The 24,595-nt window shown below is 54.2% G+C and carries 15 protein-coding genes; 4 read left to right on the top strand and 11 right to left on the bottom strand.

What is annotated here, in order from left to right:
* Positions 1-54 precede the first annotated feature (54 nt).
* A complete protein-coding gene (locus OGW16_RS05555; RefSeq protein ID WP_286518052.1) occupies positions 55-6,993 on the bottom strand; it encodes an autotransporter outer membrane beta-barrel domain-containing protein in 6,939 nt (2,312 codons plus the stop codon).
* Positions 6,994-7,969: 976 nt separating this feature from the next.
* On the opposite strand from OGW16_RS05555, the gene OGW16_RS05550 reads away from it, so the two are divergent.
* Positions 7,970-8,740: a winged helix-turn-helix domain-containing protein gene (locus OGW16_RS05550; protein WP_087052111.1), complete on the top strand. Its 771-nt coding sequence runs from the start codon at positions 7,970-7,972 to the stop codon at positions 8,738-8,740.
* Positions 8,730-9,242 (top strand): hypothetical protein, encoded by a 513-nt coding sequence (locus tag OGW16_RS05545; protein ID WP_286518051.1) that lies wholly within the window; start codon positions 8,730-8,732, stop codon positions 9,240-9,242. Before OGW16_RS05550 ends, OGW16_RS05545 begins: the two co-directional genes overlap by 11 nt.
* Positions 9,243-9,371: 129 nt before the next feature.
* On the opposite strand, the gene iolB is transcribed toward OGW16_RS05545, so the two are convergent.
* From iolB to OGW16_RS05495, 10 genes are all read right to left on the bottom strand, one after another.
* Positions 9,372-10,190: a 5-deoxy-glucuronate isomerase gene (gene iolB, locus OGW16_RS05540; RefSeq protein WP_200001155.1), complete on the bottom strand. Its 819-nt coding sequence runs from the start codon at positions 10,188-10,190 to the stop codon at positions 9,372-9,374.
* Positions 10,191-10,199: 9 nt separating this feature from the next.
* Positions 10,200-11,090 carry a myo-inosose-2 dehydratase gene (gene iolE, locus OGW16_RS05535; protein WP_043017250.1) on the bottom strand — a complete coding sequence of 297 codons (891 nt, stop codon included), beginning with the start codon at positions 11,088-11,090 and terminating at the stop codon, positions 10,200-10,202.
* Between the two features lie 14 nt (positions 11,091-11,104).
* A complete protein-coding gene (locus OGW16_RS05530; RefSeq protein ID WP_043017251.1) occupies positions 11,105-13,009 on the bottom strand; it encodes a bifunctional 5-dehydro-2-deoxygluconokinase/5-dehydro-2-deoxyphosphogluconate aldolase in 1,905 nt (634 codons plus the stop codon).
* A 12-nt stretch (positions 13,010-13,021) separates the two neighbouring features.
* Entirely contained in the window at positions 13,022-14,155 is a 1,134-nt protein-coding gene (locus OGW16_RS05525) for a Gfo/Idh/MocA family protein (protein WP_047409368.1), read from the bottom strand.
* Between the two features lie 8 nt (positions 14,156-14,163).
* The gene (locus OGW16_RS05520; RefSeq protein ID WP_003826102.1) at positions 14,164-15,192 is read right to left on the bottom strand and encodes an ABC transporter permease; all 1,029 of its coding nucleotides are present in this window, start codon (positions 15,190-15,192) and stop codon (positions 14,164-14,166) included.
* 11 nt (positions 15,193-15,203) lie between these two features.
* A complete protein-coding gene (locus OGW16_RS05515; RefSeq protein WP_043017253.1) occupies positions 15,204-16,751 on the bottom strand; it encodes a sugar ABC transporter ATP-binding protein in 1,548 nt (515 codons plus the stop codon).
* A gap of 60 nt (positions 16,752-16,811) precedes the next feature.
* Entirely contained in the window at positions 16,812-17,741 is a 930-nt protein-coding gene (locus OGW16_RS05510; protein WP_043017254.1) for a sugar ABC transporter substrate-binding protein, read from the bottom strand.
* A 38-nt stretch (positions 17,742-17,779) separates the two neighbouring features.
* Positions 17,780-18,766: an inositol 2-dehydrogenase gene (gene iolG / locus OGW16_RS05505; protein WP_043017255.1), complete on the bottom strand. Its 987-nt coding sequence runs from the start codon at positions 18,764-18,766 to the stop codon at positions 17,780-17,782.
* A 344-nt stretch (positions 18,767-19,110) separates the two neighbouring features.
* Positions 19,111-21,036 (bottom strand): 3D-(3,5/4)-trihydroxycyclohexane-1,2-dione acylhydrolase (decyclizing), encoded by a 1,926-nt coding sequence (iolD, locus tag OGW16_RS05500; RefSeq protein ID WP_100194749.1) that lies wholly within the window; start codon positions 21,034-21,036, stop codon positions 19,111-19,113.
* Between the two features lie 11 nt (positions 21,037-21,047).
* Positions 21,048-22,553, bottom strand: coding sequence for a CoA-acylating methylmalonate-semialdehyde dehydrogenase (locus OGW16_RS05495; protein ID WP_087050862.1), 1,506 nt, complete (start codon positions 22,551-22,553; stop codon positions 21,048-21,050).
* A gap of 293 nt (positions 22,554-22,846) precedes the next feature.
* On the opposite strand from OGW16_RS05495, the gene OGW16_RS05490 reads away from it, so the two are divergent.
* Both OGW16_RS05490 and OGW16_RS05485 read left to right on the top strand, forming a co-directional pair.
* Entirely contained in the window at positions 22,847-23,701 is an 855-nt protein-coding gene (locus tag OGW16_RS05490; protein ID WP_043017258.1) for a MurR/RpiR family transcriptional regulator, read from the top strand.
* Between the two features lie 242 nt (positions 23,702-23,943).
* The gene (locus tag OGW16_RS05485; protein WP_047409353.1) at positions 23,944-24,510 is read left to right on the top strand and encodes a Slp family lipoprotein; all 567 of its coding nucleotides are present in this window, start codon (positions 23,944-23,946) and stop codon (positions 24,508-24,510) included.
* The last annotated feature ends 85 nt before the right edge of the window (positions 24,511-24,595 follow it).

Raw genomic sequence — 24,595 nt, 5'->3', positions numbered from 1 at the left:
AAATAACCAGACTGACATATGCCAGTCTGGCTGAACTTGCCCGGCAGAATCAGCTTAGAAGTTCCATTTCACACCGACCATCGCAGCGCTGTCGTTATAGCCTTTGTCGCCAGCCTGGACCCCGATGTTGCCCCACAGATTAAGACGCGGACTCACCTGTCCTTCCACACCCACTTTTACTTCGGCGATATTTTTCGCCCCGTCCTGACGAACATTCACGCCGTCCATGGTCGTACTGAAATCTCGTGAATTGTGCAGCCAGTTCAGTTCGGCAAACGGCTGGAATTCACGCTCTTTACCGTTATCCATCTGATGATGGCTCTTAATCCAGGTTTTCAGGCCCAGCCGGGTCTGTACATTGCCGTTACCGTTGCTGGTGATACGGGTGCCGTTGCTTTCCTGATGATCGTCCGCCTTCACGCCCATCCAGACCGCCTGCGCCTGAGGCTGGATGTACCATTCATTCAGCGTGCCATGACTGCCGGCAAATTCGCCCATTTTCTGGGCATATCCCATTTCCAGCGAGGCGGTCACCCCTTTCGATTTATATGACTCGCCCTGCAGATCATCGCCTTTAACATTGTTATCAAACCAGCTGTACTGAGCCCAGCTGTCCAGCCAGGCGCCGTTATGCGACGCATCATTGGCATACCATGTGGCATACACGCCGGTACTGTAGCCATTGACTGAACCCCGGGAACGATAACCCGTGCGTGATGACCGGGTGTTACTGTGGTCGTTCCCGTAGCCCGCCATCACGCCCAGGTGCCAGCGGTCAAGTCCGTTCTGGCTCCATTGCGCAATGTCGCCTCCCAGCTGCAATACATAACGGTTGCTCTGGGTTTTCAGCTGGCCGCTGCCGTCACGCCAGTTGTTGTGCCCGCCAACGTGGCGCATCCACATACTGGTGACTTTCTGCTCGCCGGTCAGGGCATCGGTATACTGCGTTTCGCCCAGGCGATCGTACAAACGGGTGACGAACATGTTGTTGGCTGCCGCCAGGTTAGCCGTGTAGCTGCCGCCTTCCGGGCGCAGATCTTTATCGGGATCCGGATCCGGATTTGGTTCGGGATCCGGATTGGTTTTGCCGCTGGTCAGATACCAGTTGCCGCTGTTCTCATCCTGACCGCGCCCAAGGCTGTAGTCATATGCCCCTGCCACAATACGGCCAGCCTGGGTGAACTCACCGTCCGATGCGCCATCAACATGAATAACTTCGATCCCATCAATCGTGGCGGCCCCTTTCCCACCGGCGTTGGTGACGCTGACGGAGGTGGTGCCACTGGTATCGCCTTTCACCACCAGCTTATCCGTAACGGAATTGTCATCCCCCAGCGCGGTATTCAGGGAAAGATGCCCACCATTCCCCGTATAATTGCCATTGACCACCAGCTGGTTACCGGCCTGCTGACCATTCACACCGGTTGCGAGGGTACCGCTGTTAACCAGGTCGCCCCCCACCGTGAACAGGAGGTTGTCGCCGGTCCCGGTTCCCACCTGCAGCACACCGGCGTTATTCACATGACCTGCAACGCCCCCCGTGCCCGAGAGCATCCCCGCAGCCGCAATGTTGACTTCGCTACTGGCCAGCGTGACCGGAGATGTGCCGTCCCCCAGTACCAGGCCGCCCTGCTCAATCTCCGTTTTGCCCGTCCAGGCGGCGTTATCGCCGACGGTAATGGAGCCGGCTCCCAGCTTGGTCACGTCCCCGCTACCATAAACATCGTTATTAAGCTGCCAGTCGGTATTACTGTTCAGCACCAGTGAACCGCTGTTGCTCACCTCTGCGCTGCCCAGATTTTCTGCAGTAAACACGGTGAGCCGGGAATCCGCATCCACAGCAAATTGCCCCGTAAAGGCGCTGTTGTTGCCCACCAGCGCGACATCGCTTTCGCTGAGTTCAACCCGTCCGGCATCGCTGATGCTGTTGTAAAGCGCGCCTGCGGCCTTGCTCATCGTCAGCGTTCCCGCCGCCACAATATCGCCGGTGCCAAGGCCCAGCGTGGTGTTCATCAGCACGCGCGCGCCTTCTGCAATGGTCGTTTTTGCCGTCAGCGTGCTGTTTTCACCGGTGATGGTCAGCGTGTCGCCATTGATGTTCAGCGCGCCGCTTCCGGTCAATATCCCGTCGGCTGTTCCGCCCTGCGCCAGGGTCAGGCTACCGCCATTGATGTTCAGCAGTGAGTCAGCCGCCGCCGTCAGCTTACCGACAGTCTGGCTATAACCGTTCATGTCAAAACCGGTATCAGCGGCCAGACGCAGTTCGCTGGTCTGTCCCAGAACATTATCGTTTTTCATCAGCAGGTTACCGCTGCGTACATCGGTGATACCAGTGTAATCGTTATCCATATTCGACAGCGATACCGTCTGGCCCCGGGCACTGTCAAACGCCAGATCGCCAGTGCCTGTCACGCGGGCGCTGAGATCTGCGGCATTACCGGCTTTTCCGTTCGCATCCAGGACCAGTGCATTGTCTCCGGAGGCCAGCAGTTCGACCTGCGTCAGACCATAGCTAATATACAGTCCATCATCGTTTTCCCCTCCGGTGAGGCGATAATCATAGGTTCCGTTCGCAACAATCTCTCCATTTTGGCTGATGCCGGCTTCAACCCCATCGCTGATGATATTGCCATTGCTATCAGTCAGCGTCAGATTACCCGCACCGCCGGAGACGGCAGTATCTGATGTCGCCAGTTGGATCAGCGACTGCGCATCGTCCTGTTCAAGAAGTGACAGCGTGGTATCAGCCAGCGGACGATCGTTGGTAATCGTGCCGGTATCAACCTGCACGGTTCCGCGTCCGGAGAGATCCATCGCGCCAGCATGAATTGTTCCTGCGGCACTGCTCTGCCCCGGCGTCACACCGTCAAAGCTGACGGTGCCGCCGTTAAACGCCAGACCGCCGATATTCTGCTCACCGGAGCCTACGTGGGTGACGTTCCCCTCGCCGATATTTAATGTTGCCTGGCTCAGCGCCTGGGTATTTAATCCGGCCAGCTCAAAGGTGCTGTTCATCAGCGTCAGCGTCCCCTTGAATCCATCAGCCGCATTGTTGCTGGTAAAATCAAACGCATTACCGCTGGCATCAACGGCGACCGTTCCCGTTCCCGCCAGATGGCTGTTAAAGGCCAGCGCAGCGTCAGAATTCAGCGTCAAGGTGCTGGTCGCATCAATATTGTAACCCGTACCGGTCGCATCGTTTTGGCTATCACCCAACGCATAATCAACATTATTAACGGTAAATACTGAACCTGCGGTGAGATCGATATGCTCCATGCCGGTAATAGCATCGGCGCGATTGAGGATGTACTGTGCATTATTCAGCTGAAGTGTATCCTCCCCGTCACCACCATTGAGGCTGGTAAACAGCGAGGTTTCTGTCTCTTTGACATCTTTCAGGACGTACAGATCGTTACCACTGCCCGTCTGGATGTCGGTTGCGGTACTGCCAGACTCCAGCGTAACGGTGTTATCACCGCTCATCAGGTTAACCTGACCAACAATGCTGGCGCCCGCCGCGTTAGTAAACGCGATGCCTACCCCCGAGAGCATTTCTACCGCTTTTTGCGACGCATCCAGCGCTTTAATAACGCCTTTATTGATAAACGTTTCCAGGGAACCGTTATCAACATTCACCACCGCGTGGCTGGTCGATTTCGACGTCAGCTCACCAGCCTGTTCAACATTTTTGGTCGTGCCACCAACAATCAACGCTTCACCACCGTTAGCGTCGAGCACGTTAACGCTGACGCCCGTTTTCAGGTCAGTTGACGCATTGGTGACGATCCCTTTCCCCGCAGCCTGCTCAACATTGATAACCAGTCCGCGCGAGTCAGACATATCCAGCGTTTGATTCGTTTCGCTGCCGTCGATATTTTCAAACAGGATCCCCGTACCGCTCCCCATCACGTTAATCGTTCCGGAGTTGGTCTGCGCCAGGGATGCCCCGGTATGAATACCGATACCATTCCCCACGCTGATGGTTGTATCTTTTAGCTGAATACCCGCGATGTTGGCGACGTTTTCAATGGCGCTGCCTTTACCCGTGCTGTCCATGGTGATAGTGGCTCCATCGACCAGCAGACCTTGCGCGCCAGCGGCCAGCAAGATACCGTGCGCGTCTCCTGATGCTTTGGTTTCTCCCGAACCCGTCAGACTTAATGACGCATCATTGCCGACGAGATAGGCTGCGGTGCCATCCGTCGCGCTAACCGTCGCATTGTTGTTCACAACGGAATCAGCGCCTTCAATGCTGACCGCCACGCCATTAACCTTGATGTCGCCGTCGTTATTCAACGTACCGCCGGAAACCAGCACGCCTGTGCTGCCCGCCTGATCAAAGTCGATTTTACCTTTATGGTTGAGCGTACCGCCGTTACGAGCGATGTAGCCGAAAGCGCCATCCGCCGTATTGCTGGTATTCAGCGAGGCATAACTGGTCAGGGTTGAGTCGCCTTTCTGGCTCTCATCAACATTCCCGGACAAGTCATAATAATTACCATCAACAATCCCGGCTGTGGTGTCTTTACCGGAAAGTTTCACGATCACCGCGTCTTTGGTGATAACCCCATCCGCTCCGCCTTCAACCCTAATCCCGGTCGCACCGTCCCCGGTAATACTCAGCGATTGCGAGCCGGAATCAAAATGGCTCCCCGCCCCGGTCACCTGCAGAATTGTGCTGTTTGTGCCTGATGCCATCATTGTCGTACCAGACGACCCGCTGCCATCAAAAGTCGCGCCACCCTCTATGCGATATAACGTTGAGCCTTCAGTCGAGACGTCCTGCGTATTAGTAGAAGAAGCGTTAACTTTTGAACCTGCACCATAAACAAAATAGCCAATTTGGTTCTTGCCGCTGGTAAATGAGACATTGCCCGTATTGGTAATATCGATAACACCGCCGTCACGAACGTGCAGACCAATGGCGTTATCTGCGGCAAGGTTCACACTCCCACTCATCGTAAGCTGAGACCCGGCCCCTTCGACCCAGGCGCCAATATTTTTTAACGAATTGTCCGTTGTGCTGCCATTGGTGATATTTATCGTGCCCGAATGCAGCGCCTGACTCCCTCCCTGCAGCTCAATGCCGCTGGCACTGTACCCATTGAGGTTAATCGTGCCGCTGTTTACCAGCCCTTTTGCACCGTTAATTCCCATCAAGCCAATATTTTGCGCAGTGCCGGTGCCATTGATATCAATGACGCCGTCCTGGGTAACGTTGATTGCGCCAGGAGACGTACTACCGTTGGCCTGAATGGCAACAGCATTCTCGACTTTTTCGCCAATCGTGATGTTACCGGTGTTAGTGATGGTCCCACTCTTCACATACATACCAATGGCCGGAAGAGTGACCTGAACCTCGCTGGTCGCCTCATCTTTTACCGCTTGCGCAGTACGTCCGATGTAAATCGTGCCGTTATTGGTAGCAACAGCATTACGCTGAACAAATACGCCGTAGGTATAGACGCTATCGGAAGATTTCGCAGGCTCGCCTCCGGTGGCAATATTCATTACCCCGTTATTAATAAAGGTTGCCGTGTCATTCATCAGCACGCCATAGGCGTTATAGATATCCTGGTGCGAGGCGAGGTTGATAACGCCGTCGCTCTGTACCTTCGTCGTTCCGGTCGCGAGAATCCCGGTATGAGCGCCAACCCACGCATTTTTCACATCACGACTGGTTCCCGCGTCAATAATCCCGTTGTTATTTACGATGCTATCACGCGCGGAAACGACATAATCACCACCAGATGCACCGGCTGCAGCCCCCAGCGTACCGTTGTTATTGAGCGTGGCTCCGTCGGTTAGCGTCACCACGGAAGTATCACTGAACACCGCCTGAATATTGGCATCAGCAGAAATATTGACGACAGAGCGCGCCCCGGACGCTTTAATAAAGCTGTTCACATCACGATTTGCAGCCTGCAACACCGCATCGCCGTCCGGGATATTGGTGTCAAAGTGAATGTTTTTCTGTTCTGTAGTGTAGGCTTTATGCAGCTCAGCCTCGTAGTCCGCGGGCGAAAGTTGGCCAGCCTCTACGGCTTTCACCAGAGCATCATTGTAGTTTTTTAAATCATCCAGATTATTGACCGTATACTCGCCAAGCGAGCTGGAGAAGGTGCCGTTGTAGGTTGCGGTGTCAAAGTTATAATCTTTACCGGCATTGTTCGCGACATTGCCAACGCTACCGCTTTGCACGATAGTTTTGGCGTTGTAATTCAGTACCGCGTCTTTTGTATCGCTGGCGCTGCTCTCAACGTTATAAACTCCAGAGACCTTCGTGACAGCATTGAAGATATTTGCCGGGTTTGATGCCCAGTCGCTTCCCGTTGAACCGACATTCACATCCAGCGTACCGCCTGATGTCACCGTCGCCAGCTTCATGTTCACATACTGCCCATCACCGACGCCGACCCCCAGATAAGTCGTCAGATCGCCAACGTTATTTGCTGCAAAATTATTGCTGTCATACACCTGGAGTGTACGCGAAGCCCCGGTGATGGGGTCAACATATTGAATGCTGTGGGTTCGGCCACCTAAAGTCGTCTGCGTCAGGTTTATATTTTCACTCCCTGACGAAATATACCCATTATCCATTGCCTGTTGAATCGTCATCGTTTTAAAGCCCGATGCACCTGAGGCAATGCTGCCATATCCTTTGGTACCGGTGATAATATTCATAGTTTCACCGTCACCGACAACAAGTTGCCCTGCGCCATTAGCGTTAGTCGATGGTAAGTAATCTGGCAAGACGTAGTCGGCGGCAAAAGCATATATGGAATGCGTAGCCAGTACGGCACCGATTATACTTAGCGCTATTTTTGAAATATTGAATTTATGCGTTTTAGATTCAATACTACCTGAGCTATTGGTTTCTATAGAAGCGCTGCAACGCTTTGCCAGTTCAGAAACAACAACAGCGCACGAGTGCGAAACACTCCATACCACTTTAAAGATCTTGTTCATCATTACCATTCCGAATAATTCCACGATTACCCTTCCTGGTAAAATTCGTGGTCACATAGCATTATGGGATGCTCGTAATTACCCAGCGGTCAGGTACCTCTTCTCTGGAGATTTTCCCGCTGAAACATTGAGCAACTTGTACGTGACGAATGATATGGCCGCACCAACCAACAATCTATTTATACTGATAAATTCGCAATTTATAGATGATTTATCCATAATTCAATTTAATTATAGGTTTAACTTTTGATTGAGCTGAAAAAACGAACAGATGAGTGTTAATGAATTGCATAAACAATGTAATGTGACAAATCCATCTCTGATACAACTAACAAACATTTCAAATTAAGTAAAACGCATATTAATTTATTTCGCGCCCCGTAAAAAAATTACTTATCAGCACAGTTCTGAAATAACAAACAACTTATAAGAGCAATCTCATTGTAAGATTTATTTGATAAACGTAACTCATTGGAGTTAGTTAAATTGTGAAAGCGAGAAAGAGGGTTACAGTCAATCAAAAAACACAACTTCGCGATAAGCAAGTTCCGGGAAATCTGTACCATCAGGAATTGACCGTAATAAGTTAAAAATCTCAACCCGTTTCTAATTATTGTTTAAGACTCTTGATACCATACTATTTTTCGATTATTTTACTTAAGTAATTTATCGTTTTCTCATTATAAAAATTGCCATCTACTAAGCTACCGACAATTTGTAAATCAACTAGCGACCCAGAATTACGGAGTTATCAAACCGGTGAATGAATATAGTGGTCTATCTGAAAATAGTAGCGCTCTTATAATTTCATCAAAATGAAGCAGGTATTTATACTTAAAATGAGTAATTTCATGGTTTTTTATGCCGGGAGTGTCCTTTACGATGCTAAAATGAAACGCCCCGCCTCCTGCATCGGACTTGTAACATCCCGCGCTCCTGTAGTGAAGAAGAAATACCACTATGGTTTATAATTAAGTAATACTCTGTTAATGATGAAAAAATGAAATATCTAATTAACAATGAAGTTACATTCAGAACTGATGATGGCGTTTTGGCCAGTCTGAATCCGTCGGATAACGCCCTTACCCTGTCTATTACAGCAAACAGGATCTTCACCTATCTCCTCGAGCAGGAAGGAAAAGTGGTCTCGAGAGAAGAGATGTTTACCAATGTCTGGGACAAAAATGGTCTGCAGGCCTCAAATAATTCGTTAAGCCAATATATTTCTTTGATTCGTAAAGGATTACAGGAACTCGGTTGTGAACATGAGATTATTCAAACCGTGCCGCGGGTCGGCTTTTTCATCGCTGAAGGGCTGGTAGCCACCATTGAAGAACCGCCTTCAGTTACCGTGACTTCCCTTGCACCGCCGAAAGCCACGCCTTCCCTGTCTAAACGCGTAAAAATGATGTTGTTAGCTGCTGGGGGCATCTCCTTAATCATGCTTCTTTACCCAGTCAACACATTGTTTAACAGCGCTAAAACCAATCTTCCCGATGTACACCTGTATAAACTTGGCAATATCGACCTCTGTCCGGTCTATACCGTTTTTGAAAGCTCGCGAGAAGTAGCGACCGCAAAGCTTGAAAAAGCACAAAAAATGGCTGATTTACACCTGAAGTGTCTGGCTGGCGCATTGTTTATTTTCCAGCCTGACGATCTGTACGTCTACGGCGAAAAAGGTCGTGTATTTTTATCCCGCTGCACTTTCAATAATGTAGAAAAAACAAAGTTTGCTGGATGCAAGGACCTTTATATCCATGAATACTAAATATAAAACTAAGATATTACTTGCAGGAGCCGCCGTTCTGGTCGCCGTCAGCGCCTTGTTGAGCGCGAATGGAATTGCGCTCATTACAGTTAATCAGGGGATAAGCGTGCATTGCGTTTCAACACTCTCACTCCCCGAACTACCCAGGGGCGGGAAATACGACGGTAGCCTGATGCTCCAGTTGCAAAAAGATAACACCGGCGTCCTTGATTTTTCTGGAATTATTACCACGACGCCACCAGCAGACAACCGTCCAGGACATCGGCTTATCCTGCAACGCTCCGTCAGTTTTAATTACCGCATAGGAGACAAAGGCGTTGTGTTTTTGGAAGACATGAAAATGAGTAAACACAGTCTGGATAATGTGTCGGATGAGATGTTTACCCATAATATCTACGATCCGTTCACGCCCGGAAAACGTGCGCAAATGTATAAAATGAATAATGCCTATCTGTTAGGCAATACCTTTTCGCCCACAAACGTCTGCGTCAGTAAATTGTAGGAGTGAGCCGCCATCCAGCATCGACTTCCCCTCTTACCCTGTTCCTACTGCTGAACCAGAGCAGCGCCACGGCAACGCACGGGCCCTGACTCCACGTGTGGCGATTCACTGTCGCCACACGCTTTCATCCTATCTCTCAACCGGATAATCGCTGTTAATCCACGCGTGATCGTCTTCCCAGGTAAACATCCATTTGCGTACCGGACCCGCCATCACATTAAGGTAGTAGCTGTCATATCCCGCCAGGGTTGCCACCGGGTGGTACCCTTTTGGCACCATCACCACGTCGCGGTTGTAGACCGCCATACACTCATCGAGCGACCTGTCGTCGGTGTATACCCGCTGCATACAGAATCCCTGCGGCGGGTTGAGCCGATGGTAGTAGGTCTCTTCCAGATACGTTTCGTGAGGAGGATTATCGGTGTCATGCTTGTGGCTTGGGTAAGAACTGGTGCAGCCTTCATTGGTCCACACCTCCACCACCAACAAGCTATCAGCAGGTTTATCTTCCGGTAAGATGTTATGCACGTAACGCTGGTTATGGCCTTTGCCGCGCGCTTCACCATCGATATCCTTAGGTGCAATCAGCCGCGTCGGGTAGGTTCCTTTTCCTGGTGCAGCGCAAACTGCCAGCTCCAGTCTGGTCACCGCCTGGACCTGTATTGCCTCGCCAGAAGTGACATACACCGCCCACGGTTTGATGCGTTCAAACGGGCTCATCCGCTCGCCGATATCCGTAAAGGTTGCGCCCGGCGTGGTGATGGTCGCGCGTCCAGCGACCAGTACCAGACAGCGTTCTTCGCTGACAGCGGGCAACGTCAACTGCTGCCCTTCCTCCAGTTCATACGCTCTAAACCCGACATATCCCCAGCCAGCGCCTTCAGGCGTCACCGACTGCGTACACCCTTGCGCGTCCGGCTGCTGCCAGCGTGATAATAAACGTGACATGTCACCTCCTCAGATAAGCCCGGCATCACGCGCCAGACGGCTAAGGTTGTTATAACCCAGACGCGCATACGTCAGCGGGTGCGCGATTGCCGGATCCTGCTCCGCCTCCACGACTAACCAACCCTGATACCGATTCTCCTTCAGCAAGGCCATGATCGGCGGATAGTCAACGCAGCCGTCGCCCGGCACGGTGAAGACCCCGCTCAGTACCGCATCAAGGAAGCTGGTTTTGCGATTTTTGACATCCGCCAGCACGTCGGCGCGCACGTCTTTGCAGTGAACATGGTTGATACGCGATGCCCAGCGCCGCGCCACCGCCAGCGGATCGGCCCCGGCGAAGGTCAAATGTCCGGTGTCGAGCAGTAACCCAACCTCATCACCGGTATGCGTCATCAGATTATCCACATCCTCAGCAGACTCAATCACCGTGCCCATATGATGGTGATAAGCAACTTGCACTCCCTGCTGCTGGGTGTAGCGCGCAAACTCGGTGAGTTTTTCACCGTATTCTTGCCAGCGTGCCTGCGGGAAACGCGGACGCAGATGCACCGGCGTCTGCTGCTCGCCGTGAATGCAGCCACTGACTTCGGCAAATACCAGCACCTTCGCGCCCAGTTCGCGCAGTAACGTCAGGTGCGATTGCACGGCGGCAATCTCCTCCTCCACGCTGCGTTCCAGCAGACGTCCGGAGTACCAACCGGAAACCAGTTGCAGGTCGTGACGCTGTAAAATGGGGCCAAGCAGTCGCGCCTCGCGCGGGAATTTATTGCCCAGTTCGAAACCGGCAAATCCGGCCTCTTTGCCCTCGCTCAGACAGGTATCAAGCGACGTCTCAGCGCCCAGTGAAGGAAGATCATCATTCGTCCATGTCAGTGGGTTAATACCTAATTGTACCGTCATCATCTTCTCCTGAATTATGCTTGTCCGCGCTCGCGCCACCAGGCGATAAGCTGCAGGTAGTTATCTTTAATGCGCGCCACCAGCTGCGCATCGTCAATATCGTGTTTCAACCACGCGCGGGAAGCGTCGCCGAACAGCGTGCGTCCCACAGCAAACCCTTTCACCACCCCGTGGCCCGCAGCCGCTTTGAAATCAGCACGCAGTTGCTCAGCCGGAGCATCCAGCCCGAGGATCACCACGCCACGGCAGTGCGGGTCGCGTCGCGCGATAATTTCACTCAGCGAGCTCCAGCCAGCAGAAGTGAGCGGCGGGAGTTTCCACCAGTCCGGGTAAACACCTAAGTTGTAGAAGCGGGAAATGGCGCGTAAATACAGTTCATCACTGCGCGGCATACTGGCGGGCAAAATCACCTCCAACAGCAGCTCATGCCCGGACTGGCAACAGGCGCGGTACACTTCGGTAATTTTCTGTTCTTGTTCCAGACGCAGCGCGTGGGCATCTTCCGGATGGAAAAAGACCAGACACTTCACCACATGCTCCTGCGGCCAACTGATGAGCTGTGAACCTATATTGCCGTGCTCCATCTCCAGCGGGCGCGATCCCGGCAGTTCGATAGGGCGACCGATCCACCATCCCTCTCCGGTTATCGAATTCAGCGCATCCTGACCAAACGTACCATCGCACAGCAGCCCGGCCTTGCCCTCCAGCCCGGCGCTGTTGGCCGCTTCACGGCTGGCCTGCAAAATAAGCTGTTTCAATGCCGGAATACGTTTCAGGGATGCGCCGCACTGCAGCGCCATCTCTTCAAGCTGACTGCGGTGATCGAAGGCCATCACGCACAGTTCCGGCCATGCACGGCGACGGGTCGTCACGCGATGCAAATGGTTGAGATGCGGATCGAGATCCGGACGTGGAACCTCTGCAGCGCGAGAAAGATAATCATCAAGCTCAACTTTGCTCGGCATCGCCGGCGCACAGCCGTGACGCGACACCACCAGCGCACCGCAGGCGTTGGCATAGCGGCATGCCTGCTCCCATCCCTCATCGTTGAGATAGCCGCGCAGCAGACCGGACATAAACGCATCCCCCGCCCCCAGCACGTTCAGCACCTCCACGCGCACGCCTGTCACCGTCAGGCCATCGTCAAGCCGGGGCGGGATCGCGTCGGTATACACCGAGCAGCCGAGCGCACCGCGCTTGCAGACCAGCGTCGCGTGACTCACGCCGCGAACCTGCGCCAGCGCCTGCAACGTATCGGTACTGCCGCCCGCGATATGAAACTCCTCTTCAGTGCCGACAATCACATCAAAAAGATGCAACACCTCCTGTAACTGGCGAGTGACCTGATCGGCGGCGATAAAACGTGTTTCGCCGTCGCCTAAGGAAGTAAGTCCCCACAGCACCGGGCGATAGTCGATATCCAGCGCCGTACGCACGCCGTGACGCCGGGCGTAAGCGAGCGCCGTCAACACCGCCTCGCGGGTTTGTGGATGAGAGAGATGCGTCCCGGTGATGGCAAGACAACGAGCAGAAGCGATGTACTGTTCATCAACATCGCTGGCGGTAATCGCCATATCCGCGCAGTTATCACGGTAAAAAATCAGTGGGAAGGTGTCCCGGTCTTTAATGCCGAGTAGTACCAACGCCGTCAGGCGGTCTTTATCGGTGATCAGATGGCTGGTATCGCAGCCTACCTGGCTTAATTCTTCACGCAGGAAACGCCCCATATGTTCGTCGCCAACCCGCGCCAGCATTGAGGAGCGCAATCCCTGGCGTGCCGTGCCGTAAGCCACATTGCCGGACGAGCCGCCAAGATATTTGGCAAAGCTCGACACATCTTCCAGGCGCGCGCCAATTTGCTGACTGTAGAGGTCAACCGCCACGCGGCCCATGCATATCACATCAAACTGCTTTTCCACGTTGATACCTCTTCAGACAATGTCGTTCACGTTCAGCCAGCGGCCTTCCTGGTGCGAGAGTGCGATAGCGTCGAGCACGCGCGACACCTTCCAGCCCTCTTCAAAGTCCGGCCACAGCGGCGCATCGGCGGCAATACCGTCCACCAGGTCACGTACTTCCACGGTTTTCTGGTCGTTAAAACCGATACCATGCCCGGCCCCCATGCAAAATGCGCCGTAGTCCGGGTGTGCCGGGCCAACCAGCAAAGTACGAAATCCCTGGCGGTTGACCGGATCGTCATGCAGATAGAGCTTCAGCTCGGCCATACGCTCCTGGGTAAAACTGATAGTCCCTTTGGTCCCGGTAATCACATACGACAACCCCATCTTGCGGCCACAAGCCACGCGGGAGGTTTCAATCACCCCTTGCGCGCCGCCCGCGAAGCGCACCATTGCGTGAGCCTGATCTTCGTTTTCTACCGTCACCATTTGCGAGGAACCAACCTGCGCTGGACGCTGTGGCACCACAATCTTCAGGTCGCCGCAGACCTGCTGAATATCCCCCACCAGGTACTGCGCCATATTGACGATATGCGCCGCCAGATCGCCAAGCGCCCCAAGTCCGGCGGTCTCTTTAAAACAGTGCCAGTGGATAGGCGCAAGGGGATCGGCCATGTAGTCTTCGTTGTGGGTGCCGTAGAAATGGATCACCTCGCCAATCTCACCGCGCGCAATAATCTCTTTCGCCAGTTGCGCCGTTGGGTTCTTCATGTAGTTGAATCCCACCAGCGTTTTCACCCCCGCCCGTTTTGCGGCCTCAACCATTTCACGTGCGTCGTGGGCGTTCAGCGCCAGCGGCTTTTCTGAGTACACATGCTTGCCATGGCGAATCGCTTCCAGCGCCATCTCTTTATGCAGATGGTTGGGTGAGCAGATATCAACGACATCAATTGCCGGGTCGGCCACCAGCGCACGCCAGTCTCCGGTTGAGCGATTGAAGCCAAACGCCTGCGCCCGCTCGGCCGCCAGCTCCGGCGAGACCTCCGCCACCATTTCACGCACCAATTTGCCGCGCAGGTTAAACACCGTCGGGGCCTGGGCATAGGCGATGGCATGCGCCTTGCCGATATACCCGGTGCCAATCAATCCAATACGAACCTCTTTCATCATGATCCTCACAGTGCGCCGCGACGGCTCTTGGCGTAGGTATCGAACGCCACCGCCAGAACGATAATTAAGCCGGTAATAATTTGTTGGTAGTAAGCCGAGACGTTCATCAGCACCAGACCGTTAATCAGGATGCCCATGATGATCGAGCCGATAATGGTGCCGCCGATACGCCCGTAGCCGCCCATCAGCGAGGTGCCGCCAATGACTACCGAAGCGATGACGCGCAGCTCGAACGAGATCCCGGCCACTGCTTCCGCACTGCCCAACCGCGCGCTGAGAATGAAGCCCGCCAGCCCAGCCAGACAGCCAATTAACACGTAGACGCTCACCAGCACGCGCTTCACGTTAACCCCTGCCAGACGTGCCGCCTCCGGGTTGCCGCCGATGGCGTACACGAAGCGCCCCCAGCGGGTTTTATGCAGCGCCAGATAACCGCCTACGGCCACCAGCGCAAATATCCAGATTGGAATAGAGATACCGAGCAGTTCGCCTCGCCCCCACCAGCGGTAGCCCGCGTCAAAACCGGCAATCGGCGCGCCGTCGTTAATCACCAGCGTCAGGCCGCGCCAGATAGTCATCCCACCGAGGGTGACGATAAACGGCGGCAGACGCAGGCGGGTCACACCGAGGCCATGCAGGAAACCAATCGCGGTCCCCATCGCCATACAGATCCCAAGGCCAATCAGCCAGCTCATGCCGCCCCAGGCATTCGGGTCAACGGTAGTGAAGTTGTCGCCCTTAATCACATACGCGGCGGTCATAGCACAGACCGCCAGGATGGAACCCACCGACAGATCGATCCCAGCGGTCAGAATGACAAACGTCATCCCCACAGCCATGATCCCGTAGATGGAGACTTCGGTCAGGATGTTGAAAATATTGCGTTCAGAAAGAAAGTTGCTGTTCTGCAACTGAAAGAAAATCAGCAGCAGGATCATGAAAATCAGTACCCCAAAGCGCTCAAAAAAGGCAATGGGATCAAGACGTCCGCCGCGTTTGGCAGGAACCTGCGTTTTAGAAATAATCTGCGTCATGAATCACTCCGTTATGCCGCATTCAGGGCGTTGTGGTTGATGGCCATCATCGTCATTAGCCGCTCTTCATTGGCGTCGTCACCGTGGATCTCGCCAGTCACCCGGCCCTCACTCAGCGTGATGATCCGATCGGAAACCGCCATGACTTCCGGCAGATCGGAGGAGATCACGATCACCGCCACGCCCTTTTTCGCCATATCAAACAGCACCTGATGGACTTCTGATTTGGTGCCAACATCGATGCCGCGCGTCGGTTCATCCACGATCAACACCCGAGGATTAAGCGCCATGCAGCGCGCGAGGATCACTTTTTGCTGGTTCCCGCCGGAGAGTTTGCGTACCTCCTGCGCGCTGTTGACCATTTTGATCTGTAGCGCCTGGCGGTAAGATTCGATCAGGGCATCCTCTTTACGGGTGTTCACAAACCAGCGCCAGTGCAGCAGTGACGAGAGGCTGGAGAGCGACAGGTTGTCACGGATCGACAGCCCAAGCACCGCGCCCTCTTTTTTACGATCTTCAGGTACCAGCGCCAGCCCCTGATCCAGCGCAAACAGCGGATCGCGCGGCTGATAGGGCACGCCATCAAGTTCAAAGCTGCCGGAAGTAAAACCGTCGGCGCCAAACAGGCAGCGGGCCACTTCGGTACGCCCGGCGCCAACCAGCCCGGCGATGCCTAACACTTCTCCGGCATGAACATGGAAGCTAATGTCATGGAGTGCGATACCATGCGGATCCAGCGGTGGTTTTTCGCGGCTAAGCCCCTTCACCGCCAGACGCACAGGTTTATCTTCATGGTGAGTTTCGCTGGCCGGGCGGCGATTAAAGGCCACATCGCGCCCAACCATCAGTCGGATCAGCTGTTCAACGGTGGTCTGTGCAACCGCACCGCTTCCGGTAAAACGTCCATCCTGAAAAACGGTGAACTGGTCGCAGAGTTGAAACACTTCATGCAGGCGATGGGTCACATAGATAATGCTCACGCCACGCCCTTTAAGTTCCCGCACCACCCGGTGCAGACTTTCTACTTCGCTGTCGCTCAACGCGGCGGAAGGTTCATCCATGATGATCAGCTTTGCGTTCAACGTCAGCGCCCGCGCAATTTCCACCATTTGCTGCTGCGCCACGCTCAGTCGGGCCACGGCCGTGGTTGGCGCAACGTTCAGTTGCAGATAATCCAGAATTACCTGCGCTTCCTGATTCACCGCCTTTTCGTCAACAATCAGATTGCGTTTGCGCGGTTCACGCCCGAGAAACATATTCTCGGCGACGGTCATATTCGGCAGCAGATTAAATTCCTGATAAATAGTGATAATGCCCTTGTTCTGCCGCTCTACCGGAGAGTCCTCTACCGGCAACGTTTCGCCGTTAAACCAGATATCCCCGCGTGTTTGCGGCTGCGCACCCGCCAGCGCTTTCAGCAGAGTCGATTTTCCGGCGCCGTTCTCACCTAACAGCGCATGAATTTCGCCTGCTCCGACGGTCAGTTGCGCGCTGCTCAGCGCCCAGACGCCGGAAAAGCTTTTCGCCAGGTCAGTCACTTTCAGTAAGGGTTGCGACATCGGTCTGCTCCTCCTCATAGTGAGCCGCCACTTACGCGGCGGCTGCGAAAATACACTGAATCAGTTACCGGCCTCACTAATACGCTCGGCCTGCTGCAGGTTCTCTTTGGTGATAAGCGTTGGCGGATAGTCAGCCCCGGTTATCGCGGTCTTCTCCCGTACGTTATTCACCAACTGGGTCATGGCCGTTTTCACCGCAAATCCCGGACGCTGATCCGCCGTCACCGCCAGCCAGCCCTCGCGCACGCGCGCCAGCGCTTCCGGCACGGCATCGAAGCCCGTAACCAGAACCTCACCCGGTTTCAGCCCTTGTCCTTGCAATGCTTCAATCGCGCCCAGCGCCATATCGTCGTTAGCTGAGAGGATCACCTGCGGACGTTTCGGCAGCGAAGGCAGCACGCTTTCGACAATGCGCATCCCTTCAGAACGCATCCAGTTTCCGGTCTGATCGGCGACAATCTTGTACTTTTCACCGCCCGCCTTCAGGCTGTCGCGAATGCCTTTAGTACGTTCAATGTTGGAGGAGGAGCCCGGCTGGCCGGTCAGCAGAATGATGTCCGCCCCGTCAGGGAATTTGGTTTTGACAAAGTCGCCAATCGCCTGGCCGCCTTTGTAGTTGTTCGCGCCGAAGTGCGGCACTTTTTTCTGGCTGTCAACGGAGCGGTCGAGGGTAACAACGGGCAGTTTCGCATCCTGAATTTCATCTACCGCACTGGACACCGCGTTGACATCGTTCGGCGAAACGATAAAACCCTGTGCGCCACGGGTGATGGCGTTTTCCAGGTCAGCGACCTGTTTTGGCGAGCTACCTTGCCCGTCCAGGACCTGTAAATTCACGCCCATCTCTTTTGCGGCTTTCACCGCCGTACGCTGCATGTGAACTTCAAATGGCATCGCCAGGTTTGGCGTACTGAAAACAATTTGCTCATTTTCAGCAATGGCTGCCCCGGATGTCATGGCGATGAGGACAGCTAAGATCAGTTTTTTCATTATTATGTCTCTCTGTGTAGGGTAGGTTGTGGTGACAATCAGAGGAGAACTTCACGTTGGCTATGCAGTGACTCCAGCGCTTTATCCGCCAGATACAGCGCACGCTCACCATCGTCCCCGCTGCAATCAGGGACTGCTTCGCCGCGCAGAACCGCAACAAAGTGTTCCCATTCCGCGGCATAGGCCGATTTATAACGCTGCAAGAAGAAGTGTTCAGGTAACGCGCTGGTGCAGCCTGTCTTCGCGTAGTGTTGCACCTGGTTTTCGAGAATATTGCCCGCGCACAGCAGCCCTTCAGAGCCGTGTAGCTCAAGGCGCTGGTCGTAGCCGTAGGAGGAGCGGCGGCTGTTGACGATGGTCGCCATCGCGCCGGAGGCATATTTCAGTACGATGAACGCGGTGTCGATATCGCCCGCCTCGCCAATCGCCGGATCGACCAGGTTACTGCCCTGGGCATACACAGAAACCGGCTCTTCGCCCATGATAAAGCGCGCCATATCAAAATCGTGGATGGTCATATCGCGAAACATACCGCCGGACACGCGCACATATTCCGCAGGCGGCGGCGACGGATCGCGGGAGATTATCAGCAGCGATTCCGGCTTACCGATACGCCCGGCCAGTGCATCCGTTTTCACACGGCGGAACTGTGGATCGAAGCGGCGGTTGAAGCCGATGAACAACGGTACGTCGTACTCTTTGACCACTTTCAGACAGTCGCGTACGCGGGCCAGATCCAGGTGGACCGGCTTTTCACAGAAGATGGCTTTGCCATGACGAGCGGCCAGTTCAATCAGATCCGCATGGGTATCGGTCGCGGAGGCGATCAGTACGGCGTGAACATTAGGATCCGCCATCGCCTCATTCAGGCTTTGCAGACGAGCCTGGTACTGAGTGGCAAGACGGGTGGCAAATTCCTGATTCGGGTCGACGACGGACCAGAGGGTGGTGGCACTGTGACTGGCAATGTTAGCTGCATGTACCTGGCCAATTCGGCCAGCGCCCAGTAAAGCAATGTTAAACATAACGGCTCCCGGTGTTGGTGAATGCGATGAACTAACGACCCCTTAAATAAAACATTTATTTCATTTTTATAAATAGTGAAAATTATGTTTTTGAGTGCAAGTTAACACTTTTGAGATGAACGAGATAAAATTTGTTATCAATATCACAACATAAAGACAGGAAAGATGAAGGAATTAGCCCCCTTCCGTTCAGGAAGGAGGCGAAGGATGAAGGGGCAGGAAAAATGAAATGAAAATTTCGTTGTTGCAGCATGCCGGATGACGGCGCAAACGCCTTATCCGGCCTACAGGTTAGAAGTAGTTGTAGGCCGGATAAGCGCAGCGACATCCGGCATTACCCAGCGTCAGTATTGACGAGCGTTTTTCACCTGTTCAAACGTCTGCTCAGCGGCTTTGCGCACCGACGGTGAATCAGCCACCTGCGCATCACCGGTTCGCCACCAGGCGGCGTAATCGTGGGTCATGGTTTTCGGCAGGACTTTAATATCCAGCAGCGTCGGGCCAGGATGCGCACGAGAGGCTTCCAGCGCCGCCAGCAGGCTTTTTTCATCATGCACCCGCCAGGCACGACAGCCGTAGCTCTCGGCATTCTGGGCAAAATCAACTTTCACCAGCGGCCCATCCAGCCTCCCGGTTTGCGGGTTGCGGTGACGGTTTTCCGTGCCGAAACTCCCCATCCCGTGCCCCATCTGCAGATTGTTAATGCACCCGAAGCTGGCGTTATCAAACAGCAGGATAGTGACTTTTATCCCTTCCTGAACGGCAGTTTGTAGTTCGGAATGCAGCATCATGTATGAGCCATCCCCCACCATGGCATACACCGGCTGCTGCGGCTTCGCCAGCCTGGCCCCAATAGCAGCCGCAATCTCATAGCCCATACAGGAGTAACCGTATTCCAGGTGATAGCTGTCCGGGGTTTTGACCTGCCAGATGCGTTGTAAATCGCCAGGCAGCGATCCGGCGGCGCCCACGACAATCGCGTTATCTTCGATGTGCTGATTGATAAGCCCCAGCACCCGCGTCTGGGTCAACCGCGTGTTGAGCGTGTCGCCATATTCCGCCAGTTGGGCGTCAAGATGCCCTGCCACTTCGGGAACATCGTCAGGACGCCAGTCGCGATCCCATAAACGTTGGCACTCATCACGCCAGGCCGCCTGCGCCTGTGCGATCTCGCCCCCCCAATCGCTACGGTAGTCTTGCAGCGTTTCAGTTAATGCCGTAAGCCCGGTACGGGCGTCGGCGATAAGCGCGGTGGCATCAAGCTTCAGTGCGTCAAACTCCGCCACGTTCAGCAGCAGGAACTCAACCTCAGGATGGGAAAACAGCGCTTTCGAACCGGTGGTAAAGTCGGTGAGTCGCGTGCCGATGCCGATCACCAGATCGGCCTGGGTTGCAAGCTGGTTGGCGGCCATCCCACCGGTTACCCCAATGCCTCCGAGGTTAAGTGGGTGGTCACTAACCAGCGCCCCCTTTCCAGCCTGAGTTTCAGCAAACGGTAGTTGCAGCGTTTCAACAAACGCACGCAACGCCTCATGCGCGCCGGAATATCGTACCCCGCCACCGCACACCACCAGCGGGCGGCGTTTGCGGGCAATCAGCGCCCGCGCCATCGCCAGACGCTGCGGGTCGGGCGGGCGACGTTCGATCAGATGGACGCGGCGCGCAAAGAAACTCAGCGGATAGTCCCAGGCTTCTCCCTGCACATCCTGCGGCAGGCAGAGGGTAACTGCGCCAGTGTCTGCGGGGTCAGTGAGCGTTCGCATCGCGTTCAGCATCGCGCTCATTAACTGCTCCGGGCGATTAATCCGATCCCAATAACGCGAGACCGGGCGGAAGCAGTCGTTGGTGCTGATGCCAAGCTCATGGAATTGCTCAATTTGCTGCAATACCGGGTCCGGCTGACGGCTGGCGTAGACATCGCCTGGCAACAGCAACAGCGGAATACGGTTCGCCGTCGCGGTCGCCGCGGCGGTCACCATATTCGCCGCCCCCGGTCCAACCGACGACGTCACGGCAAAAATACGCTGGCGTCGATGCTGTTTAGCGAACCCGGTCGCCATGTGCGCAATTCCCTGCTCATTACATCCCTGCATTACCTGCAGATGACCGGGTTCCTGCTCCAGCGCCTGGCCGATACCGAGCACATTACCGTGACCAAAGATGGTGGCAACGCCCTCAACAAAGGGCGTTTCATGACCATCGACACAGACATATTGTTGATTAAGGAATTTGACCAGCGCCTGAGCCATGGTCATACGTTCGGTTTGCATAACCCCTCCTGTCAGCCCAGCGTTGGCATGGAGAACGCAGCCCCAGTGTCCTGCAGCATCTCCGGCCAGCGTGCGGTGACGGTCTTCATGCGGGTGTAGAAGCGCACGCCATCGTTACCATGCACGTTGAGCGCGCCAAAAATCGAACGCTTCCAGCCGCCGAAGCTGTGGAACGCCATCGGCACCGGAATAGGCACGTTTACGCCCACCATGCCCGCCTGCACCTCTTCGCAGAAGCGACGCGCGCAGCCGCCGTCGCGCGTGAAAATCGCCGTGCCGTTACCATATTCATGGCGGTTAATCAGTTCCACCGCGCTGTTGTAATCGGCTACACGCACCACAGAAAGAACCGGCCCGAAAATCTCTTCCTTATAGATGGTCATTTCCGGCGTGACGTTATCAAACAGGGTTGGCCCGACAAAATAGCCCTGCTCATGGCCTTTAACGCTAAAACGCCGACCATCCACACGCAGGCTGGCCCCCTGTGATTCCCCGCTGTCGATGTATCCGAGTACTTTATTACGGTGCGCCGAGGAGATAAGCGGCCCCATTTCGTTTTCCGGCGTCTGATCAAGCCCCGGTCCGACGCGCAGCGCCGCAATCTGTTTTTCCAGTCGCGAGCACAGCTCATCCGCGGTTTTATCCCCCACCGCCAGCACAACCGAAAGCGCCATGCAGCGTTCACCCGCCGCGCCGTAAGCGGCGCCCATAATGGCGTTGGTTGCCATATCCATGTCAGCATCCGGCATTAAAATACAGTGATTTTTAGCGCCACCCAACGCCTGGCAACGCTTACCGTGAGCCGAGGCCGTCTGATAAATATATTCCGCAATCGGCGTTGAGCCGACGAAGCTTACGGCCTGCACGCGCGGGTCAGTAAGCAGCACGTCAACGGACTCTTTATCTCCCTGTACCACGTTGAACACGCCGTCCGGTAATCCCGCCTCTTGCAGCAGTTTCGCCAGCGCCAGCGCGAGAGAAGGGTCTTTTTCGGAGGGTTTCAGCACGAAGGAATTTCCGGTTGCCAGCGCGATGGGGAACATCCACATCGGCACCATCGCCGGAAAGTTAAACGGCGTGATCCCGACGCAAACTCCAAGCGGTTGCATCAGAGAGTGGCTATCGACGCCGGTACCTACGTTGGCGGAGTGTTCGCCCTTTTGCAGATGCGGGATGCCACAGGCAAACTCCACCACTTCCAGGCCGCGCGTCAGTTCACCGACAGCGTCAGAGAACACCTTGCCATGCTCTTCGCTGATGATGCGAGCCAACCTTTCCATGTTCTGTTCCAGCAGCGCCTTAAAGCGGAACATCACTCGCGCACGTTTTAGCGGAGAATGCCGCGCCCAACCGGGGAATGCGTCGTGCGCTGCCGCGATGGCCTGTTCGGTTTCCCGTGTCGAACTCATCACCACCTGGCGGATCTGCTCACCGGTGGCCGGGTTGAAGATCGCCTGAACGCGCTGGCCTGAACCGGTGACACATTCGCCATGAATAAAATTCGCTACTGTCTCCATCCTTAACCTCTCGCTGTTGATACGTGATTGTTACCTGAACGCCGTTATCTGTGTACTATATATGAAACAAACATTCCATTTTAAGTTGAAATAAAATAAATAATGATTAATGTGATCAAGGATGGATTTTTATGTTAACAAGCGGAATCGCATGATTAACGTGTACTGGCAGAATGTTTCAGCAAGCGATTAGACTGAAGCTTTTGTTTCGTTTTTACGGCCAGATGAATGCGTGACATTTCAAAGACGCGGTTTTGCGTTTAGAATCATAAAACTATGCAACAGGAGGTAAAATGACGACAGCAACCAGCCTGAACGAGCTGCAGCAGCAGATCCGCGATCGCTACGATGGCCTGAGCAAAAGGCTGCAGCAGGTGTCCCGCTATGTGCTGGATAATACAAATAGCGTGGCCTTTGATACGGTTGCCGTCATTGCCGAACGTGCCGGAGTGCCTCCCTCGACGCTGATCCGCTTTGCCAATGCTTTTGATTTCACCGGCTTTAACGAAATGAAACAGCTGTTTCGTATGAATCTGGTGGAGGAAACTGCCAGTTACAGCGACCGCGCACGCCTGTTCCGTGAGATGGAAAGCGAAGCCGTGCCGGAAACGCCGCTCGATATCTTGCAGGAATTCGCCCGTTCGAATACTCAGGCCCTACAGCAGTTGGCAGCCCGTGCCGAACCAGAAATGCTGGAACGCGCGGTACAATTACTGGCAGAAGCCGACACCATCTACATCGCTGGTCTGCGTCGTTCGTTTAGCGTGGCGGCCTATCTCACCTATGCCCTGAGCCATCTCGAGTGTCGCCCTATTTTGCTCGATGGAATGGGCGGGATGCTGCGCGAGCAGATTAACCGCATCAAAGCGCGTGATATAGTCGTGTCGATCAGCTTCTCGCCCTATGCGGAAGAAACGGTGATGGTCAGCGAAACCGCGGCCAATGCAGGCGCGCGCCAGATTGTCATTACCGACAGCCAGATAAGCCCGCTGGCAACATTCAGCGATCTCTGCTTTGTGGTGAAGGAGGCACAGGTTGACGCGTTTCGCTCCCAGTCAGCAACGCTGTGCCTGGTGCAGTCGCTAGTGGTGGCGCTGGCTTACCGTCTGGGTGACGGGAGTAATGAACGCGGTCATTCCGTCGGGTAATAGCGGTCAGCAAATTGATCGCCCGCTTTATTAACACCCCCAGCGTGAGGCGCAAGAGCAATTGCACGCGTTGCTTTTATGGTCGTTGAAAATATAGTCCTCATTCAGCGACCAGCTACAACACAGTCTATTATTACCATAAGCTACAATTATATTAATTTTAGATAATCAACAGCACGTTTGCTGACAACAATGAGCAAAGGTTTACTATAGGCCTGTCTTTTTTTAGCAGGAAAGTAAAAATGAAAAAAACAAAAGGGTTGATGATTATTGCCCTTGCTTTCACCCTGGCATCATGTGCTTCCATTCCTGAGAATATCAAAGGTAATAATCAACCTGATATACAAAAAAACTTTATCTCCGTGCATAACCAGCCGGGATTATATACCGGTCAACAGGCCCGCTTTGGTGGTAAAGTCATCAATGTGATTAACACCAAAACGGATACGTTACTGGAAATCGCCGTTTTGCCACTGAACGACTCTGCTAAGCCACAAATAGACGCGAGCTATCAGGGACGAATTCTTGCCCAGCAGAAAGGTTTTCTCGATCCGGTAAACTACAGAAACCATTTCGTGACTATTTTGGGAACAATTCAAGGAGATGAATCAGGATTCATCAACAAGGTCCCGTATAACTTTGTTAAAGTTGATTTACAGGGTATTCAGGTCTGGCATTTAACTGAGTCTGTCAACACCACCTATAATATGTGGGATTACGGCTATGGCGCGTTCTGGCCTGAACCCATGTGGGGAGGCCCCTACTACGCCAACACAGTAACTCAGGTAACTCCGGAGCTAGTGAAATAATCCCAGTAGTAAGATGGCGCTAATATATTCCGGAGTCGGGCGCTAACTAACGCCCACCACATCAACTCGCGTTTATCTAATTGCG

Source organism: Citrobacter sp. Ce104, assembly GCF_030334595.1.
GTDB classification, from domain to species: domain Bacteria; phylum Pseudomonadota; class Gammaproteobacteria; order Enterobacterales; family Enterobacteriaceae; genus Citrobacter; species Citrobacter europaeus.
This window is presented reverse-complemented; position numbering and strand designations above follow the sequence as displayed.